We start from the raw sequence: 17064 nt of genomic DNA, 5'->3' as shown, positions 1-17064 counted from the left end.
GGACAGAGGCACGTTGTAAAGCGCAATCTCATGGGCCCGGCGCCCCTCTTTGCGCAATGCCACAGCTGCTTCACCACCTCAGGCGGGATCGCCCATAGCCCCTGCTGCCAGTCGAACTGATCCGGCGTGGCGAGCCGCAACTCGCCGGTGCGCATACCCGTCAGCAGCCAGAAGGCGCAGGCCCAGACGGGTTTGCAACGCGCCCCCAAACCCGTCGATGGCTCGCTGCAAGTTAGCCAGCTCAGGTAATCGCAGGAATGGATTGCGGTTAACAGGCGGCTTGGGCGCGGCCTCCACATAGAGGTCCGACGCATGGTTCTGCTCCAGCCCCGGCGCCTTGACCAACGCAAAACGGAACAGCTGCCTGAACCAGGCTCTGACCTTCTCGGCCCCGGTATTCGCCCGTCGCCGCTCAATCCTGGCCAGCACACGACCGTGGAGCTAAAGCCACAGTGCGTACATCGCCTGGAAGATGTTCTGTTCTGCTAGGTTTTGGGGATGACGCTGATGCCAGCGATACGTGCAGGGGTTGGTGCCCTGAGCAATCAGCCGCCGCGCCTCGTCGCGCAGCAAGCGTGCCTGACGCAAGCCGACTTCGGGATAAATACCGACGGGGATGCGCTTTTGCTTGCCGGCCCTCGAGTAGCGGAAGTGCCACGACTTGCCGCCAGCCCGCTCACGCTGAGTCACAGGCCATCGCTATTGCCGAGGGTGTAGTCTTGCCAGTGGCCTGGGCGTGGCGAACGGTTGCATCTGAGAGCGCCATGTACGAGCTCCTGAACATGAAATTCAGGGCTAGATGCTCGTGACGCTCGACGCTCCTCTCCAGCAACAAACCGCCACGGTGGGAGTCCGGATTTCATGGACTAATTTCTGGACTAAAAAAGTCCGGATGCCCATGGATCGGAGTGGCTTTGACTGGAACGAAAAAAGACGCCGAAGCGTCTGATTTCAACGACTTACAGACTTCCATGGAACTCTGTAGATCTATAAATGGAGCGGGAAACGAGACTCGAACTCGCGACCCCGACCTTGGCAAGGTCGTGCTCTACCAACTGAGCTATTCCCGCGTCGTGATGGGTGCCATTGTAGCGATATCCAAAATGGCGTCAACCCCTTGATTCAAAAAAACTTTTATTTCTGCTCAGAGCCTTCGCGCAGGTGCGGCCAGGCAGCCACCAGGTAATGCACCATCGACCACAGGGTCAAGCCCGCCGCGACTAACAACAACCCGTAACCCAGGACCACCCAAAAGGTTACCGCTGGCGGGTTGCCCAGCAGGATCACCAACGCCAGCATTTGTGCAGCCGTCTTCCACTTGCCCAGGTTGGACACGGCCACGTGCGCCCGCGCGCCCAGTTCGGCCATCCACTCGCGCAGCGCCGACACCACAATCTCGCGACCGATGATGACCGCAGCCGGCAAGGTGAGCCAGAAGTTGGCGTGGGTCTGCACCAGCAGCACCAGCGCAACGGCCACCATGAGCTTGTCGGCCACCGGGTCCAGAAACGCACCGAACGGGGTGCTCTGCTGCAACCGACGCGCCAGGTAGCCATCCAGCCAGTCGGTGGCGGCGGCGACGGCAAATACGCTGCTGGCGGCCATGTAGCTCCAATGGAACGGCATGTAGAACAGCAGGATGAAAATCGGGATGAGCAGAACGCGTAGAACGGTGAGCAGGTTTGGAATATTCATCGGTACGACTGGCCGCGGGTTGAACCCGGCATTCTACTCGCTATGCAGGCTGGCATAAATCGACTCGGCAAGCTTTTTACTGATACCCGGTGCCTTGGCAATCTCGTCGACACTGGCGCGGTTGAGCTCTTGCAGGCCGCCGAAATGTTTCAGCAAGTCCCGCCTGCGCTTGGGCCCGACGCCTGCCACATCCTCCAGGCTCGACACCCGCCGGGCCTTGCCGCGACGGGCACGGTGGCCGGTGATCGCGAAGCGGTGGGCCTCGTCGCGGATCTGCTGGATCAGGTGCAGCGCCGGCGAATCACCCTTGAGGGTGAATTCGTTGTGCACATCGTTCAGGTAGAGGGTTTCGAAACCAGCCTTGCGCGTCACGCCTTTGGCCACGCCAAGCAGGGTCAACTCGCTGAACCCCAGTTCCTGCATCACATCGCGCGCCATGTTCAACTGGCCCTTGCCTCCGTCCACCAGCAGCACGTCCGGCAGCTTGCCCTCGCCATCGCGGATACGCCCATAACGACGGGTCAGGGCCTGGTGCATGGCGGCGTAGTCGTCGCCGGCCGTGACGCCCTCGATATTGAAGCGCCGGTAGTCCGACTTGATCGGCCCTTCCGGCCCGAACACCACGCAGCTGGCGACCGTCGCCTCGCCACTGGAATGACTGATGTCGTAGCACTCCAGGCGCTGCGGCACTTCGTCCAGGCCCAGTACTTCGGCCAGTGCGTCAAAGCGTGCTGCCATGTGCTGGCGGTTAGCCAGGCGTGCGTTGAGCGCCTGCTCGGCGTTGGTCACTGCCAACTGCTGCCAGCGCGCACGGGTGCCACGTACTCGATGGCTGATGGTCAGCTCGCGGCCGCGCAGGGCATTGAGGGCCTCGGTGATGGCCTCGAAGTCCTCGTGCACCACGTTGACGATCAGCTCCCCCGGCAACTCACGCTCCGGGTTGCCGACGTAGTACTGGGAAACGAATGCCGCCATCACCTCGGAAACGTCTTCCTCGATGCCGACCTGCGGGAAGAAGTTCTTGCTCCCTAGCACACGCCCACCACGGACGCTGATCATGTGGACGCAAGCGCCGCCGGGGTTGACGAACGCGGCAATGACGTCGACTTCGCCGCTGCCCCCTTCGATGTACTGCTGGTCCTGTACGCGGCGCAGCAGGCCGATCTGATCGCGCAGTTCGGCTGCCTTTTCGAAATTGAGGTCCGTGGCGGCCTTTTCCATCTCGGCATTGAGCTCGTTGCCCAATTGCTGGCTGCGCCCTTCCAGGAACATCACCGAATGGCGCACGTCCTCGGCATATTCCTCGGCGCTGACCAGGCCGGTGCAGGGCCCCTTGCAGCGCTTGATCTGGTATTGCAGGCATGGACGGGTGCGGTTGGCGTAGTAGCTGTCCTCGCATTGCCGTACCAGAAAGGTCTTTTGCAGCACGCTCAGGCTCTCGCGGATGGCCCCGGCACTTGGGTAGGGGCCGAAGTAGCGCCCCTTGGCTTTCTTCGCGCCCCGATGAATGCCAAGCCGTGGGAACTGACCGTCGGAGAGGAATACATAAGGGTAGGACTTGTCGTCACGCAGCAGGATGTTGTACGGCGGGCGCCACTCCTTGATCAGGTTCTGCTCCAGCAGCAGCGCCTCGGTTTCGTTGGCGGTGATGGTGGTTTCCACCTGGGCGATGCGGCTGACCAGTGCAGCGGTCTTGGGCGCCAGCCCGGACTTGCGAAAATAACTGGCCAGGCGCTTCTTGAGGTTCTTGGCCTTGCCCACGTAGAGCAGCCGCGCATCGGCGTCGAACATTCGGTACACACCCGGGCGACCACTGCAGGTCGCCAGGAATGCGCTGGCATCAAAGACTTCAGACATGAGGTTTACAGGCTTGCGTCAACCATACCGTGGCGAACGGCCAGCAATGTCAGTTCGACGTCGCTGGTGACCGAGAGTTTTTCAAAGATCCGGTACCGGTAGGTATTGACGGTCTTGGGCGAGAGGCACAACTTGTCGGAAATGATCTGCACTTTCTGGCAGCCGACGATCATCAGGGCAATCTGGATTTCACGTTCGGACAACGCATCGAATGGCGAGCCCTGTGGCTGGAACGATTTTAGCGCCAACTGCTGAGCGATCTGCGGGCTGATGTAGCGTTGGCCGGCAAATGCCAGGCGAATGGCCTGGACCATCTCGTCGAGGCCGGCGCCCTTGGTCAGGTAGCCGGCCGCCCCGGCTTGCAGCAGGCGCGTGGGGAACGGGTCTTCTTCACACACGGTCACTGCCACCACCTTTATGTCAGGGTGGCTGCGCAGCAACTTGCGCGTGGCCTCAAGGCCACCGATGCCAGGCATCTTGACGTCCATCAGCACAACGTCTGGCTTGAGCTCGCGCGCAAGCTTGAGCGCCGATTCGCCGGAGTCCCCTTCACCTACCACCTGCAAGCCGTCGATGTCGGCCAGCATGCGCGTAATACCGGTTCGTACCAGATCGTGGTCGTCGACCACTAGGACCCTAATCAAGCACACACCTCTTCAGCAGGGCGATTGGATGCCGCCACCTTAACAAAATTTTTCAAGACCGGCCTAGCGCATTGCTTTCGTCAGAAACGACTGACGACCTGGGTCTGAATACATACGCCCCGGCTGCTCATACCTGTGGTCAGGCAGACGTTTCAACAGGTGAACAATCGCCGCCTTGTCGGCCTCAGCCAGGCCCCGAAGCGCGTTGAGCACGTCCGACTCCTGCGCACTAAGCCCATGCAAGGGCACAGGGGTGCGTACCCCGTTCAGAACATACAGCGCATCAACCCCCTTGGCCGCTACCGCAGCCAGGTAATCGACACGTGGCATGCGCTCCCCACTTTCGTATTTGCCCTGCGCGTTGGGTTCCACCCCGCCGATATCGCCGAAAACACGCTGGGTCATACCCAGCCGTTCACGTTCCTCCCGCAGCCGGGGGCCGATTCCATTCATCCGGGCGTCTCCTTGTCCCTGGGTATATCCGAGCAGCGCCACGTCCACACGCACCGCTGCCTCGTTTACAAAGGGCACTATGCCGCTGCCGGACGACTGGGACAAGGCATCATTGCCCTGAGCAATCGATCCTGCGCTGCATGCGCACAAAACAATCATCCTCGCCCATTTCGACGAACCCTCGTCGCTGGTAAAGCCTGCGCGCCGGATTGGTGCGAAACACCATCAGCCTGAGCAGCGCCAGGCGCCGTTGGGCTGCCCATTGCGCGAGCGTTTCGAGCACCCAGCTGCCAACCCCCTGCCCCTGGTAAGCGGGAAGCAAATGCAACTCACGGATGAAAAGTGCCTGGCTATCCTGGCTGAGGCTGCAGAAACCCAACACGGCGTCGGTATTGGTCACCAGCCACTGCTCGCGCCACTGCCAGGCCTGGTCGAATGCCTGCTCCACCCAGAGCAGGTCGTATTGATGGTAATACGGCAGCATGAGGCGGCGCGTCAGGTCGCGGGCGAACGTCAGATCACTGTCAGTGGCAGGAATGAGTTGCAGCATCACGCGTTCTCCCGCTCAGGCAGGCTTGGCCGGAACGAACTCACGCCCTTGCGTGGGCTTGGCGCTGCAATGCATCGGTATCGACACGAACGAACACCGAATCAGCCCTGACGGTGAGCACCCCATCGGCCCACACCTCGCAGACTACCCGGCTTTTGCGTGCCACTTCCCCCTCGACTCGAGCCTTGAGCAGCAGCTCAACCCCCATGGGTGTCGGTTTGAGGTATTCAAGCCCCAGGCGGCCAGTGACGCAATCGATACGCGGCAAGCTGCCAGGCGCCCGGCCTTCGCTTCGATAGTGATAGGCCATGGCCGTCCAATTGGAGTGGCAGTCCACCAGCATTGCCAGCAATCCGCCATAGACCAGCCCCGGCCAGCCGGTAAAGGTAGCGTCGGGGGTGTGTCGACAGATCAGATGAATGCCGTCTTCGGCCCAGTGGCTTTGTACACGGAGCCCGTGCGGATGGGCGCTGCCACAGCCATAGCAAATGCCATCCGGGGCAGCCACTGCCTGCAGGCTCAAGGTTTGATCGTCCATACGCTTCCTGTGCTTGTTGTAATGAGGGCGCGCTACGCCCTCATTAAAGCAGATAGGTCACGCGGTTTGCAGGCTCGTCTTGCCGGGGCGCCTGGCCAGCGCCACCACAAGGATGAACGTCGTGACCCCGGCTGTCATCAATGTCTCGTACCGGTAGGCATCGCTGAACAACATGTACCCCAGCACCAGGACGATGGTGGCGATCACCAGCCAGGTGAGCCAGGGGAACAACCACATCTTCAGCTCCAGCGAGCGCCCTTCGCGCTCCGCGCGTGCGCGCATGCGCAGTTGGGACACGGCGATGACCAGATACACCAGCAACGCGATGGCACCGGTGGTGGACAGCAGAAAGCCGAATACCTTGCCTGGGAACACGTAGTTGACCAGACACCCGGCAAACCCTGCCAACGTCGAGAGGATCACCGCGACCGTAGGCACGCCGGAGCCTGCAATGCGCCGGGTAATGGGCAGAGCCTGCCCGCGGGCGCCCAGCGAATACAGCATGCGCGAGGCGGTATACAGCCCCGAGTTCATGCAACTGGTCACGGCCACCAGCACCACCATGTCCACCAGCAGCTTGGCGCCAGGCACGTTCAGCACCTCAAGGACCCGTTGGAACGAGCCGACTGCCTTGAGCCCTGGGTCATTCCAGGCCACCAGCGAAACCACCAGGAAGATCGAAGCCAGGTAGAAGATCGCGATGCGATACACCACCAGGTTGGTGGCACGACGGATCTTGTCCTTGGGGTTGGCCGTTTCGTCGGCAGCGATGGTGACGATCTCCGCGCCGAAGAACGAAAAGATGGTGATCAGTACACCGCCCAGTACGGTGCCAAAGCCGTTGGGCATGAAGCCTCCGGTATCCCAGAGTCGGCTGACCCCGGACACGTCGGCCAAGGGCCAGAAGCCAGTCACCGCCAGGGTACACACGACGATGAAGGCAACGATGGCCACGACCTTGATCAACGCGAACCAGTACTCGAAGGCGCCGAAGTTCTTGACACTGATCAGGTTGGTACCCGACAGCACGAGCATGATCAGGAAGGCGAACAGCCAGGACGGCACCCCAGGAAAGTAGGCATGCAGGATATCAGCGCCGGCGATGGCCTCGACCGGAATGATCAGCACCCAGAACCACCAGTACAGCCAGCCGATGGTAAAGCCTGCCCACGGGCCGATGGCCTGCGAGGCGTAGGTGGAAAAAGAACCGCTATTGGGGTTGGCGATGGCCATCTCGCCCAGCATGCGCATCACCAGCAACACCAGCAGCCCGGTCATGGCATAGGAAATGAGGATCGCCGGGCCTGCCGTGGCGATGGCGTTGGAGGAGCCAATGAACAGCCCGGCGCCAATGATGCCGGCAATGGAAATCATCGATACCTGACGGGACGTCAGGCCATGTTGCAAGGAACGCTGTTTCTTGTTGTTCGGGGAAGCCATGTTGAACCCTCTGACTGGATCGCACGGTCATTTTTTGATCCGGGTCAGTATTGAGACTTGCCAGAGGTGTCACAAACGACGTTTTATCAGTACGTAATTCCTTGAGGGAATGATCAAGCGCTCTCCTATGTGGACCACGTCCCCTAGCGTGGCGCATGAGTCTCCCTTGCAAAAGGGTGAATCATGTTGTTCAAAGAGCATGACCAGTGCACCACTGATCACAGCCTCGAACACATCAAGAACCGTAGGAATGAAACCAATCCAATAATTCGCTTGCACCCCCTGACCCTAGGCGCTTGGATAGGCAGTACATCGCCCACAGGTCCCCGCCTCATGAACCACGACTGCATCAGCCAATCCATCGCCATCGTTCATCCCATCACCCTTACACATGGCCGCAACGCCGAGGTGTGGGACGACCAAGGGAAACGCTACATCGATTTCGTAGGCGGCATCGGCGTGCTGAACCTGGGCCATTGCAATCCAGCGGTCGTACAAGCCATACAGGATCAAGCCAGCCGCCTGACTCACTACGCTTTCAACGCAGCCCCACATGCCCCTTACCTTGAGCTGATGGCGCAACTGAGCCAGTTCATCCCGGTCGCTTACCCGCTGGCCGGCATGCTGACCAACAGCGGCGCGGAGGCGGCCGAAAACGCCTTGAAAGTGGCCCGCGCGGCGACCGGCAAGCGCGCCATCGTCGCCTTCGATGGCGGTTTCCATGGCCGTACCCTGGCCACCCTGAACCTCAATGGCAAGGTGGCCCCTTACAAGCAGCGGGTCGGCGAGCTGCCGGGGCCGGTGTACCACCTGCCCTACCCCAGCACCGACACCGGGGTTACCTGCGAACAGGCCCTCAAGGCCATGGACCGCCTGTTCAGCGTCGAGCTGGCAGTGGAGGACGTGGCGGCGTTCATCTTTGAGCCGGTGCAAGGTGAAGGCGGGTTCCTTACCCTTGACCCAACGTTCGCCCAGGCCCTGCGCCGTTTCTGCGACGAGCACGGCATACTGATCATCATCGACGAGATCCAGTCGGGCTTCGGGCGTACAGGCCAGCGCTTCGCCTTCCCACGCTTAGGGCTTGAGCCCGATCTGCTGCTGTTGGCCAAAAGCATTGCCGGCGGCATGCCGCTGGGTGCGGTGGTCGGGCGCAAGGAACTGATGGCAGCGCTGCCCAAGGGCGGCCTGGGTGGCACTTATTCAGGCAACCCGATCGCCTGCGCAGCGGCCCTGGCCAGCCTGGCACAGATGACCGACGAGAACGTCGCTACCTGGGGCGAACGCCAGGAGCAGGCAATCGTGCGCCGCTTCGAGCATTGGAAGGCTACGGGCCTGAGCCCGTACCTCGGCCGCCTGACCGGGGTCGGTGCCATGCGCGGAATCGAGTTTGTCCAAGCCGACGGCAGCCCGGCGCCGGCGCACCTGGCCAAGGTGATGGAAGCGGCTCGCGCCAGGGGGCTGCTGCTGATGCCCAGCGGCAAGGCACGGCACATCATCCGCCTGCTGGCACCGCTGACCATCGAGGCCCACGTGCTCGAGGAAGGCTTGGATATTCTCGAGCAGTGCCTTGCCGAGCTTGGCTCCTGAAAAGGGGCTTAGAGACCCAGCTCTTGCGGGGTAAGCATATCGGACTCGAAGGCAATCCAGCCGCCTTCGAGTTCGGCGTGGCCGTTGACGATCGGGCCGTAGTAGGTCAGGCCATTCTCCAGTGTCACGCAGATGTGCGTGGCGTTCTTTTCCGGGGCGGCCAGCGTACCGACGAAATGCACCTTCTTGAGGGTCTCGGTCACCGCTTCCAGGCCCACGCGCATGCTGGCGTTTTCCGAGGCTTCGATGTCGCCGCCTCGGTCTTCGGCGCTGATGGTGATGGTGGCGATGTACGGGTACTGGTTGCTCAAGCGGGTCTACCTCGAAACGTGGGTGGGCATAGGGGCGCGTAGAGTACGGCAGCCGCCGCCCCTTGTCTCTAGCGTTCGCCTGCCGAACCGCCGCGGTGCAGGCCAACACAGGTGATCTGCTCGCAACGATCTGTTAGGGTGCCGGCCGATATACGCCCTAGCATACGAGGATCTCGAGTGAGCGCTGAAGAACCCATGATCGCCGACCTGTTCGACGTCGACAAACGCCTGTCCCTCAAGCCGGTGGTCGATTTCAACAGCTATCTGCGCAATGCGTTTGGCGAGGGGCCCTGCCGTTGCCACCGTTGCCTTGAAGGCGCCGACCAGACGACCTACGCCCTGGCGCACACGTTCTCGTTCGACGGCCGGCCATGGCATCGCCGCTTCGCCAGTACCGCCGCCAGCGACGTGGCGCAAGTGCTGAAAAAGGCCTGGCTGTCGTACACCAAGGTGGATCTGACGCTGTCCGGCATCCTCGACCTGGCCACCGTACAGACCTTCACGGATGCAGCGCTGCACCCGCGCCTGCTCGCCCTGCTGCCCGCCAGCGGGCTGGTCCGTGAAGCAGACGGGCAGTGGCACCTGCAGGCCCCGGCTGACTGAAGTTCTGGCCTGCGGCCCATGCGGCGAGCCGCCTCAGTGCTGTTCGCCGGCCCGCTTGAGCAGCTTCTTGCAACGTTCGGACAAATGCACCACCCGCAGGTGCTTGCCGGCTTTGGCATAGCGCTCGCGCAAGGTTTTCAGCGCGGCAATGGCCGAATAGTCCACAAAGCTCAGGTGCTGGCAGTCCAAGGTCACCTCGGCCGGGTCATTGGCCGGGTCGAACTGGTTCAGAAACGGCGCGGTCGAGGCGAAGAACAAGGTGCCGTGCACCTGATAACGCTTGTGCCCGTGCTCGTCCTCATGGCTGTCGGCGTACAGTTCGCGCGCGTGCTGCCAGGCAAAGTTCACCGCCGCGATCACGATGCCGAACAGCACAGCCATGGCCAGGTCGGTGAACACAGTCACCACGGTGACGGCGATGATCGCCAGCATGTCGTTCACCGGCACCTTGTGCAGCACCCGCAGCGACGCCCAGGCGAACGTCTGTTGCGCGACCACGAACATGACACCCACCAGGGCCGCCAAGGGGATACGCTCGATCAATGGCGAAAGGAACAGCACGAACAACAGGATCATCACCCCGGCCATCACCCCTGACAGCCGCCCTCGCCCACCGGAACTCAGGTTGATCACCGTCTGACCGATCATGGCGCATCCACCCATGCCGCCGCACAATCCCGACACCATGTTGGCCGCCCCGAGTGCCACGCACTCGCGGTCCGGAAAGCCGCGGCTTTCGGTGATCTCGTCCGTCAGGTTGAGGGTGAGCAGGGTTTCGAGCAGGCCCACCATGGCCATCAACACGGCATAAGGGGCAATGATCTGCAAAGTTTCAAGGGTCCAGGGCACCGCCGGCCAGGCCAGCTGCGGAAGGCCACCGGCAATGTGGGCCATGTCACCCAGGGTGCGGGTCGGCAGGTCTAACAGGTACACCAACAGGCCTACGCCCAGGATCGCAACCAACGCCGGAGGCACGGCGCGGGTGAGCCTGGGCAGAATGTAGACCACCGCCATCGTCAAGGCCACCAGGCCGACCATCAGGTACAAGGGCGCCCCGTGCAGCCAGCGCTCGCCTTGCTTGAAATGCTCAAGCTGGGCCATGGCAATGACGATCGCAAGACCATTGACGAAGCCGAGCATTACCGGGTACGGCACCAGCCTGACCAGCTTGCCCAGGCGCAATACGCCGAACAGGATCATCACCACGCCCCCGAGCAACACCGTGGCCAGCAGGTATTGCGCGCCGTGCTGCACCACCAGCGCGACGATCACGACAGCCATCGAGCCCGCAGCACCGGAAATCATCCCCGGCCGGCCGCCGAACAGCGCGGTCAGCGTGCAAATGACGAATGCGCCATAAAGGCCCATCAATGGGTTGAGGTGTGCCACCAAGGCGAACGCGATGCATTCGGGCACGAGGGCAAACGAGGTGGTCAAGCCGGCCAGCAGGTCGGCACGTAGGCGAGCGGGTTTCATGGAATTCCTGGGTGACGGTCCAGAACGGACGGAGTGCGAAAACAAAGGCGCGATGTTACGGAATTTGTCAGGCAGGAGCCACCGATCAGCGCACCCGATCGCGGCTCTGCACCGCTAAATCCAGGGCACGCTGCATGTCCAGGCGCGCAGAACGCCCAAGGTCGGGATCGTCCAGGCGCCCGCTTCGCTCCGACGGCAAAATGGGGGCAGTCAAGTCCTCGGCATCCATCGCCTCGAAATCCTGCTGCTCGCCAAGGGTCAGCGCACTGCGACGTAGCAGCATACGCACCTGCGTCGGGGTCAGCGCCGGGTTGATCGACAGCATCGCGGCCACGGTGGCCGCCACCAAAGGCGTGGCATAGGACGTGCCGCAATGGGGTTTGGCTTCGCCGGAGGGGCGCAGGCATGCGGCGGCGCTGACATCCACGCGACTGTCGATGTTGGAGCTGTGGCGCTTGCGCACATGCCGCGGGTCACTGACGGGTACGGCGTGCTCACTGCGCTGATGGCCGCCCACCACGAGCAACTGTTCGGTGACGAATGACGACGGCAATCGGTATTCGTCCGTGCCCGACCACGAAGCCCCATTACCCGCCGAATTCACCACGATGACATCCGGATGCTTGGCCCGCAGCCACAGGAAAAACTCCTCCAGCAGCTCTTCATAACCGCTCATGGCCAGCCCGGAACGGACCAGCGAGTCGACCTCATCCCCCTTGATGTTACGCGCACCTACCCGGTGAATGCCCCAACTCCAGTTCAGCACCCGCACACCGTCCTGTACCAGGTTGACGGATGCGGCGATATTGGCCGTGATACCGGCGTCGGAATTACGGTCGATGATCACATCGAACCCCGGGCTTGCCTTGCCCAGCCCAGCGAGAAAACCCTCGTCCTGAGCGGCGAAGATCCCCGCCACATGGGTGCCATGGCTAGCAGACGCGCTGCCGTCCCTGGCATACACGCACGTCTGCCCGTGCTCACAGGCGCCGCGATAACGCGTGAAGCCAGCCGCATCGAAGTCCACACCCCTTTCAATCACCCCGACACGCACAGGCTGGACAGGGATTCTGGAAGCAGGAATGCGGCGTTGATAGTAGTACAAGGCGTCCATGAAGCGGTTGGCGGCCCATTCATCCGCCTGGGTGATGGCCGGCTCGGCGCGGTCGTCCCCCTCCTCGCCCCGTTCGGGAGCCGACTCTTCGACGATCACTGCATCGACACTGACCTCCGTACCCATGCGCAGGATCATGGCGTCCCGTTGCACCAAGTCGTGCACCGGCAGGCGCAACTGGTAGACGTTCAGCGGCGCTATGGCGCCTACCACCTGCGCGCCGTACTTGTCGGCAATGCGCCTGGCCTCCTGCAGACCGTCGTATTTCTCTTCTACCAGCACACTGACCAGATTCAGGTAGGTGGTCAGGCCGTCCATGTTCTTGGCCACGTCATCGGGGCCTGCGGCGACCACATGGCTGCGCTGACGGGTCAACCATACGGAGTTGCTGGCCTGCCCGTTGACCTCCAGCCACAACGGCGCACTCGGCCCAGGCCGGTGTTCAAGGGTCAGCGTGAACGTGTCGCCTTGGCGCTCCAATGCTTTAGCAGGCACTGTCACACCCCCAACCTTGAATGTTGGCAGCTGTTCACCCAACCCCGTCACGCGCAGGCACCACTGCTGGCGCTCAGTACTCAATACATCACCGCAGCGTTGCAGTTGCTGGATGCGCAGCGTATCAGGCGCTGCCTGCAAACCGGCGCCCCATAGGCATCCCCATATGATGAACCAGCGCCTCATGACAGTTGCCCCTGGATGACCTGTGATTGCGACCCGCGGCACCTGCCAAGGTTCAGCCGCTGCCCTGCCGTTCTGAACCCTGTTTATGAAAGCCGAGGCCTAGGATGGCACCACTGACGATTTAGGAATTAATTGCTGTGAAATAGCTCAGGAAGTCCAGGTGCTGCCGATGCAGCGATTACACTCACCTTTTACGGAGACTCTGCTCATGTCCACACGCCCGCTTTTCATATCGCTGGCCCTGCTGGTCAGCCTGAGCGCACAGGCCGAGACTGAGGTCGTGCCGCTGCAGCACCGCAGCAGCACCGAGTTGCTGCCGCCCGCGCAAGCCTTCATCGGCCAGGACGGCACCGTCAGTGCCTTCGAGAACAAGCTCATCGTCAATGCCAGCCCACAACGCATTGGCGAGTTGCGTAACTTGCTCAAGCAACTGGACACGGCCGCCAAGCGCTTGCTGATCAGCGTCGACACCAGCGACAGCCAATTTCAGGATACCCGCGGCAACGCCAGGATCATCCGCCATGGCACCTCCAACCGCGACGGCGGCGTACAGCAGATCCAGGCCAGCGAAGGCCAACCAGCGCTGATCCAGGTCGGCCAGAGCATCCCCGTCACCAGCTCCAGCACCGATGGATACGGGCGCGTGCAGAGCGACACCCAATACCGCAATGTCACCCAAGGTTTTTACGTAACACCGATGCTTACTGGGGACACCGTTCGCCTACAGATCAGCACCAATAATGATCGTATCAGCCGCGAACGTGCAGATGTAGTGGATGTTCAAAGCACCGACACAACCCTGACCGGCAAGGTTGGCGAGTGGATCGATGTGGCCGGGTACAACCAGCAGAGTCAGGCCGGTTTCAGCCGCGGAAGCCATATCTACAGCACCGAGCGGGAAAAAAACATGACAGTGCGAGTGAAAGTCGATGTTTTGGACTGATGTCAGACAGTCTGCGGCCTCGACCAAAGGCCTCTGAACTGACTGATGAGTCGTATTAGACCAAAGATGTAGTAGACCTAAAAAGGCACTACAAAACGTTTGACAGGCACTTTTTCACGAGGGCATGATGGCCTCGCTCCCGCTAATCAGGGGCCCTGGCAAGGGCCTTCGGGGCGCCCTCTGTCACCTTGGAGGCGCCCTGTGTCCGTACAGCCCACAAGGCGGTTCGACGAGGTGGCGACTGCAACGAGCAAGTGGTTGCGAGGGATTCAAGTGCGTCACCGCCGTCACAGCATTCGCGTAGCACCGCAGCGAGGCATCCACGAGCCGACCTGCCGGGGCACCGATGGACCTGACTGCCCGCCTTGCCCCTCATCCTTGCCCGATGTCGCCGCACCCGCTTGAACAGGACTGCCGCCAGCGCCCTGATCTGCCCCGAGCATCCGCACAATTAACCCAAGATCGATGCGACGAGGTTTACTTCCATGGCACTGACACGCGAACAGCAAATTGCAGCCCTTGAGAAAGACTGGGCCGAAAACCCGCGCTGGAAAGGCGTGACCCGTACCTACACCGCCGCCGATGTCGTTCGCCTGCGTGGCTCCCTGCAGCCGGAGCACACCCTGGCCCGCCTGGGTGCAGAAAAGCTGTGGAAGCTGGTTACCCAAGGTGCACATCCATCGTTCCGCCCGGAAAAAGATTTCGTCAACTGCATGGGCGCCCTCACCGGCGGCCAGGCCGTGCAGCAGGTCAAGGCAGGCATCCAGGCCATCTACCTGTCGGGCTGGCAGGTAGCTGCCGACAACAACTCCGCCGAGTCCATGTACCCCGACCAGTCGCTGTACCCGGTCGACTCCGTGCCGACGGTGGTCAAGCGCATCAACAACGCCTTCCGCCGCGCCGACCAGATCCAGTGGAAGGCTGGCAAGAACCCAGGCGATGAAGGCTACATCGACTACTTCGCGCCCATCGTAGCGGATGCCGAAGCCGGTTTTGGCGGCGTACTCAACGCCTACGAGCTGATGAAGAACATGATCGAAGCGGGCGCTGCGGGCGTGCACTTCGAAGACCAGCTGGCCTCGGTGAAAAAATGCGGCCACATGGGCGGCAAGGTGCTGGTGCCGACCCAGGAAGCCGTGCAAAAGCTGGTCGCCGCGCGCCTGGCAGCCGACGTTTCGGGCGTGCCAACCATCATCCTTGCCCGTACCGACGCTAACGCTGCCGACCTGCTGACCAGTGACTGCGACCCCTACGATCAGCCGTTCGTGATCGGCGAGCGCACCCGCGAAGGCTTCTACAAAGTGCGCGCAGGGCTAGACCAGGCCATCGCCCGCGGCCTGGCCTACGCCCCGTACGCCGACCTGATCTGGTGCGAAACCGCCAAGCCGGACCTGGACGAAGCCCGCCGCTTTGCCGAAGCGATCAAGAAGGAGTACCCGGACCAGATCTTGTCGTACAACTGCTCGCCTTCGTTCAACTGGAAGAAGAACCTGGACGATGCCACCATCGCCAAGTTCCAGCGTGAGCTTTCGGCCATGGGCTACAAGCACCAGTTCATCACCCTGGCCGGCATCCACAACATGTGGCATGGCATGTTCAACCTGGCGCACGACTACGCCCGCAACGACATGACCGCCTACGTGAAGTTGCAGGAACAGGAGTTCGCCGACGCCAGCAAGGGTTACACCTTCGTGGCGCATCAGCAGGAAGTGGGTACGGGCTACTTCGATGACATGACCACCGTGATCCAGGGTGGGGCTTCGTCGGTGACTGCGCTCACCGGTTCGACTGAGGAAGAGCAGTTCCACTGATAGCGGGTTGCAATCGAACAAAGCCCCGAGCTTCCCAAGCTTGGGGCTTGTCTCATGCACCTGACACAAGCAGGCATACACTGCACCTGCAACGGCATGCAGGCATCAAGCAATGACTACTCAGCTGCCAGCTGAGCTCTCGCCATGCAAAACTGCATCTAGACATGTGACCGCACAGTACGTCAGTGCGCCATGCCCAGCTCGGCGTCATCCATCAATGCCTTGGCCATGGCGCTGAGGTAGTGGGCCGCCCAGATCATCATTGGCCTGTCCTCCGTCAGGCCAATGATGGTCAGTTCGCGAACGTAACCCATCAACTCTGACGACTGCTCGCGAGCATCCCGGCACGGTATGCCGGGCTCGATGCGAAACAATGCGTGCGTGCCGTTTTCACCTTGGCAAAAAGTTGTTTGACCGACGGTGAACTGGGTGTCTTCTATGGTCATGGTTGAATCCCCTGAAAATTTCCGACTGCATGGCCGGCTCCTGGTGCGGGCAGATCCGCTCCCGCCGTCAATGTGGAACATTGCAGGCTGCGGTGATTGCGTAGGCGTGGATTTACCCGCCAAAGGCCGGCTGTCGCTACACATCGATCAGCCTCAGTGCAAAGGCTTGGCACCGGCTGGCATCTGCACCTGAATCAAAGCCGACTCAAGCAAAGCCCGAAGCGCTTCGAGTTCATGCATCGAGGTCATCATGAGGATCGATGCAGGTGACTTGGGCTGTTGGAGCAAGGCCTGATGCACCACGGTCGCTGCGCAGAGTGCGTGGTCGGTGGCCTGGATCAGGGTGTCTTCGAGGGAATGAGAGATGCGAGGTGGATCGGGGACTATCTTCAACATAGCTATTTACCTTCTATGGCTGGCCACCCACCTGCTGTCAAACAGAAGGGCGGCAGCTGTACGTGGGTTGACAGACCGGCGGAAATAGCTAAGTTCCGGCGCACGCAAGCGTGCCCGCACGCACAGCCACCATATAGGAAAGCCGCGCACTATTTACCGTCACAGCCTGTCAAAGCTGTGTCGTTGATGAGCAACGACAGGCCGAGACTAGAGCGCCACTTGAGCAGCCGCAACGGAAAACAGGCGGCAAGAGTATGTTTGGGAAATGCCCTACAGGGAAGGGGTTAAATCCGACATTCCAGTGACCCCGCGCCTAACCGCACCTGGCGCTGAGCCCGCTCTGCGTATGCGATGTCGCCTAGCGCGAGCGCTGCCCTTCCAGCGCGTGCAGCCACGACGAGGAGCAATCAGAGCACCCTGGTCTATGCTTGCAGGCACAGCGCCACGCGCGACCCCACCACCGCAAACGCGCTTTAGTATTGATCCAGGGCGGTACTCAGCGGGTCGATAAGTGCTAGA

Annotated in this window: 17 protein-coding genes and 1 tRNA gene; 4 read left to right on the top strand and 14 right to left on the bottom strand. The window is 61.5% G+C overall.

What is annotated here, in order from left to right; translation table 11 throughout:
- Window positions 1-441 precede the first annotated feature (441 nt).
- The 9 genes from ACK59L_RS13500 to ACK59L_RS13460 all read right to left on the bottom strand — a co-directional run bounded on the left by ACK59L_RS13500 (window position 442) and on the right by ACK59L_RS13460 (window position 7177).
- The gene (locus ACK59L_RS13500; protein WP_409274133.1) at window positions 442-690 is read right to left on the bottom strand and encodes an Arm DNA-binding domain-containing protein; all 249 of its coding nucleotides are present in this window, start codon (window positions 688-690) and stop codon (window positions 442-444) included.
- Window positions 691-994: 304 nt separating this feature from the next.
- Window positions 995-1070: transfer RNA gene (locus ACK59L_RS13495), tRNA-Gly, on the bottom strand.
- Window positions 1071-1134: 64 nt separating this feature from the next.
- A complete protein-coding gene (gene pgsA, locus ACK59L_RS13490; RefSeq protein WP_409274131.1) occupies window positions 1135-1695 on the bottom strand; it encodes a CDP-diacylglycerol--glycerol-3-phosphate 3-phosphatidyltransferase in 561 nt (186 codons plus the stop codon).
- Between the two features lie 33 nt (window positions 1696-1728).
- Window positions 1729-3552, bottom strand: a complete 1824-nt coding sequence (uvrC, locus tag ACK59L_RS13485; RefSeq protein ID WP_409274129.1) for an excinuclease ABC subunit UvrC — start codon at window positions 3550-3552, stop codon at window positions 1729-1731.
- Between the two features lie 5 nt (window positions 3553-3557).
- The gene (gene uvrY, locus ACK59L_RS13480) at window positions 3558-4196 is read right to left on the bottom strand and encodes a UvrY/SirA/GacA family response regulator transcription factor (protein ID WP_027916239.1); all 639 of its coding nucleotides are present in this window, start codon (window positions 4194-4196) and stop codon (window positions 3558-3560) included.
- 63 nt (window positions 4197-4259) lie between these two features.
- Window positions 4260-4649 (bottom strand): helix-turn-helix domain-containing protein, encoded by a 390-nt coding sequence (locus ACK59L_RS13475; RefSeq protein WP_409274126.1) that lies wholly within the window; start codon window positions 4647-4649, stop codon window positions 4260-4262.
- Between the two features lie 109 nt (window positions 4650-4758).
- Complete coding sequence (locus ACK59L_RS13470) at window positions 4759-5202, bottom strand: GNAT family N-acetyltransferase (protein WP_196136364.1); 444 nt, start codon at window positions 5200-5202, stop codon at window positions 4759-4761.
- 37 nt (window positions 5203-5239) lie between these two features.
- Entirely contained in the window at window positions 5240-5737 is a 498-nt protein-coding gene (locus ACK59L_RS13465; RefSeq protein ID WP_409274124.1) for a PaaI family thioesterase, read from the bottom strand.
- 57 nt (window positions 5738-5794) lie between these two features.
- Window positions 5795-7177, bottom strand: coding sequence for an amino acid permease (locus ACK59L_RS13460; protein WP_409274122.1), 1383 nt, complete (start codon window positions 7175-7177; stop codon window positions 5795-5797).
- 333 nt (window positions 7178-7510) lie between these two features.
- Here ACK59L_RS13460 and ACK59L_RS13455 point away from each other — a divergent pair, with 333 nt between their 5' ends.
- On the top strand, window positions 7511-8764 hold the full coding sequence (locus tag ACK59L_RS13455; protein ID WP_409274120.1) for an aspartate aminotransferase family protein: 1254 nt from the start codon (window positions 7511-7513) through the stop codon (window positions 8762-8764).
- Window positions 8765-8772: 8 nt separating this feature from the next.
- Here the strand turns inward: ACK59L_RS13455 and ACK59L_RS13450 are convergent, their stop codons facing one another.
- On the bottom strand, window positions 8773-9075 hold the full coding sequence (locus ACK59L_RS13450; RefSeq protein WP_027916244.1) for a hypothetical protein: 303 nt from the start codon (window positions 9073-9075) through the stop codon (window positions 8773-8775).
- A gap of 177 nt (window positions 9076-9252) precedes the next feature.
- On the opposite strand from ACK59L_RS13450, the gene ACK59L_RS13445 reads away from it, so the two are divergent.
- Window positions 9253-9678, top strand: coding sequence for a hypothetical protein (locus ACK59L_RS13445; protein ID WP_100851902.1), 426 nt, complete (start codon window positions 9253-9255; stop codon window positions 9676-9678).
- A gap of 33 nt (window positions 9679-9711) precedes the next feature.
- Here ACK59L_RS13445 and ACK59L_RS13440 read toward each other — a convergent pair whose 3' ends face one another.
- Together ACK59L_RS13440 and ACK59L_RS13435 are read right to left on the bottom strand one after the other, a co-directional pair.
- Window positions 9712-11154, bottom strand: coding sequence for a SulP family inorganic anion transporter (locus ACK59L_RS13440; RefSeq protein ID WP_409274117.1), 1443 nt, complete (start codon window positions 11152-11154; stop codon window positions 9712-9714).
- An 85-nt stretch (window positions 11155-11239) separates the two neighbouring features.
- On the bottom strand, window positions 11240-12949 hold the full coding sequence (locus ACK59L_RS13435) for a S8/S53 family peptidase (RefSeq protein ID WP_409274115.1): 1710 nt from the start codon (window positions 12947-12949) through the stop codon (window positions 11240-11242).
- Between the two features lie 208 nt (window positions 12950-13157).
- On the opposite strand from ACK59L_RS13435, the gene ACK59L_RS13430 reads away from it, so the two are divergent.
- Both ACK59L_RS13430 and aceA read left to right on the top strand, forming a co-directional pair.
- Window positions 13158-13892, top strand: coding sequence for a secretin N-terminal domain-containing protein (locus ACK59L_RS13430; protein ID WP_409274113.1), 735 nt, complete (start codon window positions 13158-13160; stop codon window positions 13890-13892).
- 485 nt (window positions 13893-14377) lie between these two features.
- Entirely contained in the window at window positions 14378-15703 is a 1326-nt protein-coding gene (aceA, locus tag ACK59L_RS13425) for an isocitrate lyase (protein ID WP_039578362.1), read from the top strand.
- Window positions 15704-15885: 182 nt separating this feature from the next.
- On the opposite strand, the gene ACK59L_RS13420 is transcribed toward aceA, so the two are convergent.
- Complete coding sequence (locus tag ACK59L_RS13420) at window positions 15886-16149, bottom strand: DUF3077 domain-containing protein (protein WP_409274110.1); 264 nt, start codon at window positions 16147-16149, stop codon at window positions 15886-15888.
- 153 nt (window positions 16150-16302) lie between these two features.
- Window positions 16303-16545 (bottom strand): hypothetical protein, encoded by a 243-nt coding sequence (locus ACK59L_RS13415; protein WP_058639792.1) that lies wholly within the window; start codon window positions 16543-16545, stop codon window positions 16303-16305.
- Window positions 16546-17064: the final 519 nt, after the last annotated feature.

It is taken from the genome of Pseudomonas sp. KCJK9111 (assembly GCF_046231935.1).
GTDB classification, from domain to species: Bacteria; Pseudomonadota; Gammaproteobacteria; order Pseudomonadales; family Pseudomonadaceae; genus Aquipseudomonas; species Aquipseudomonas parafulva_B.
This window is presented reverse-complemented; position numbering and strand designations above follow the sequence as displayed.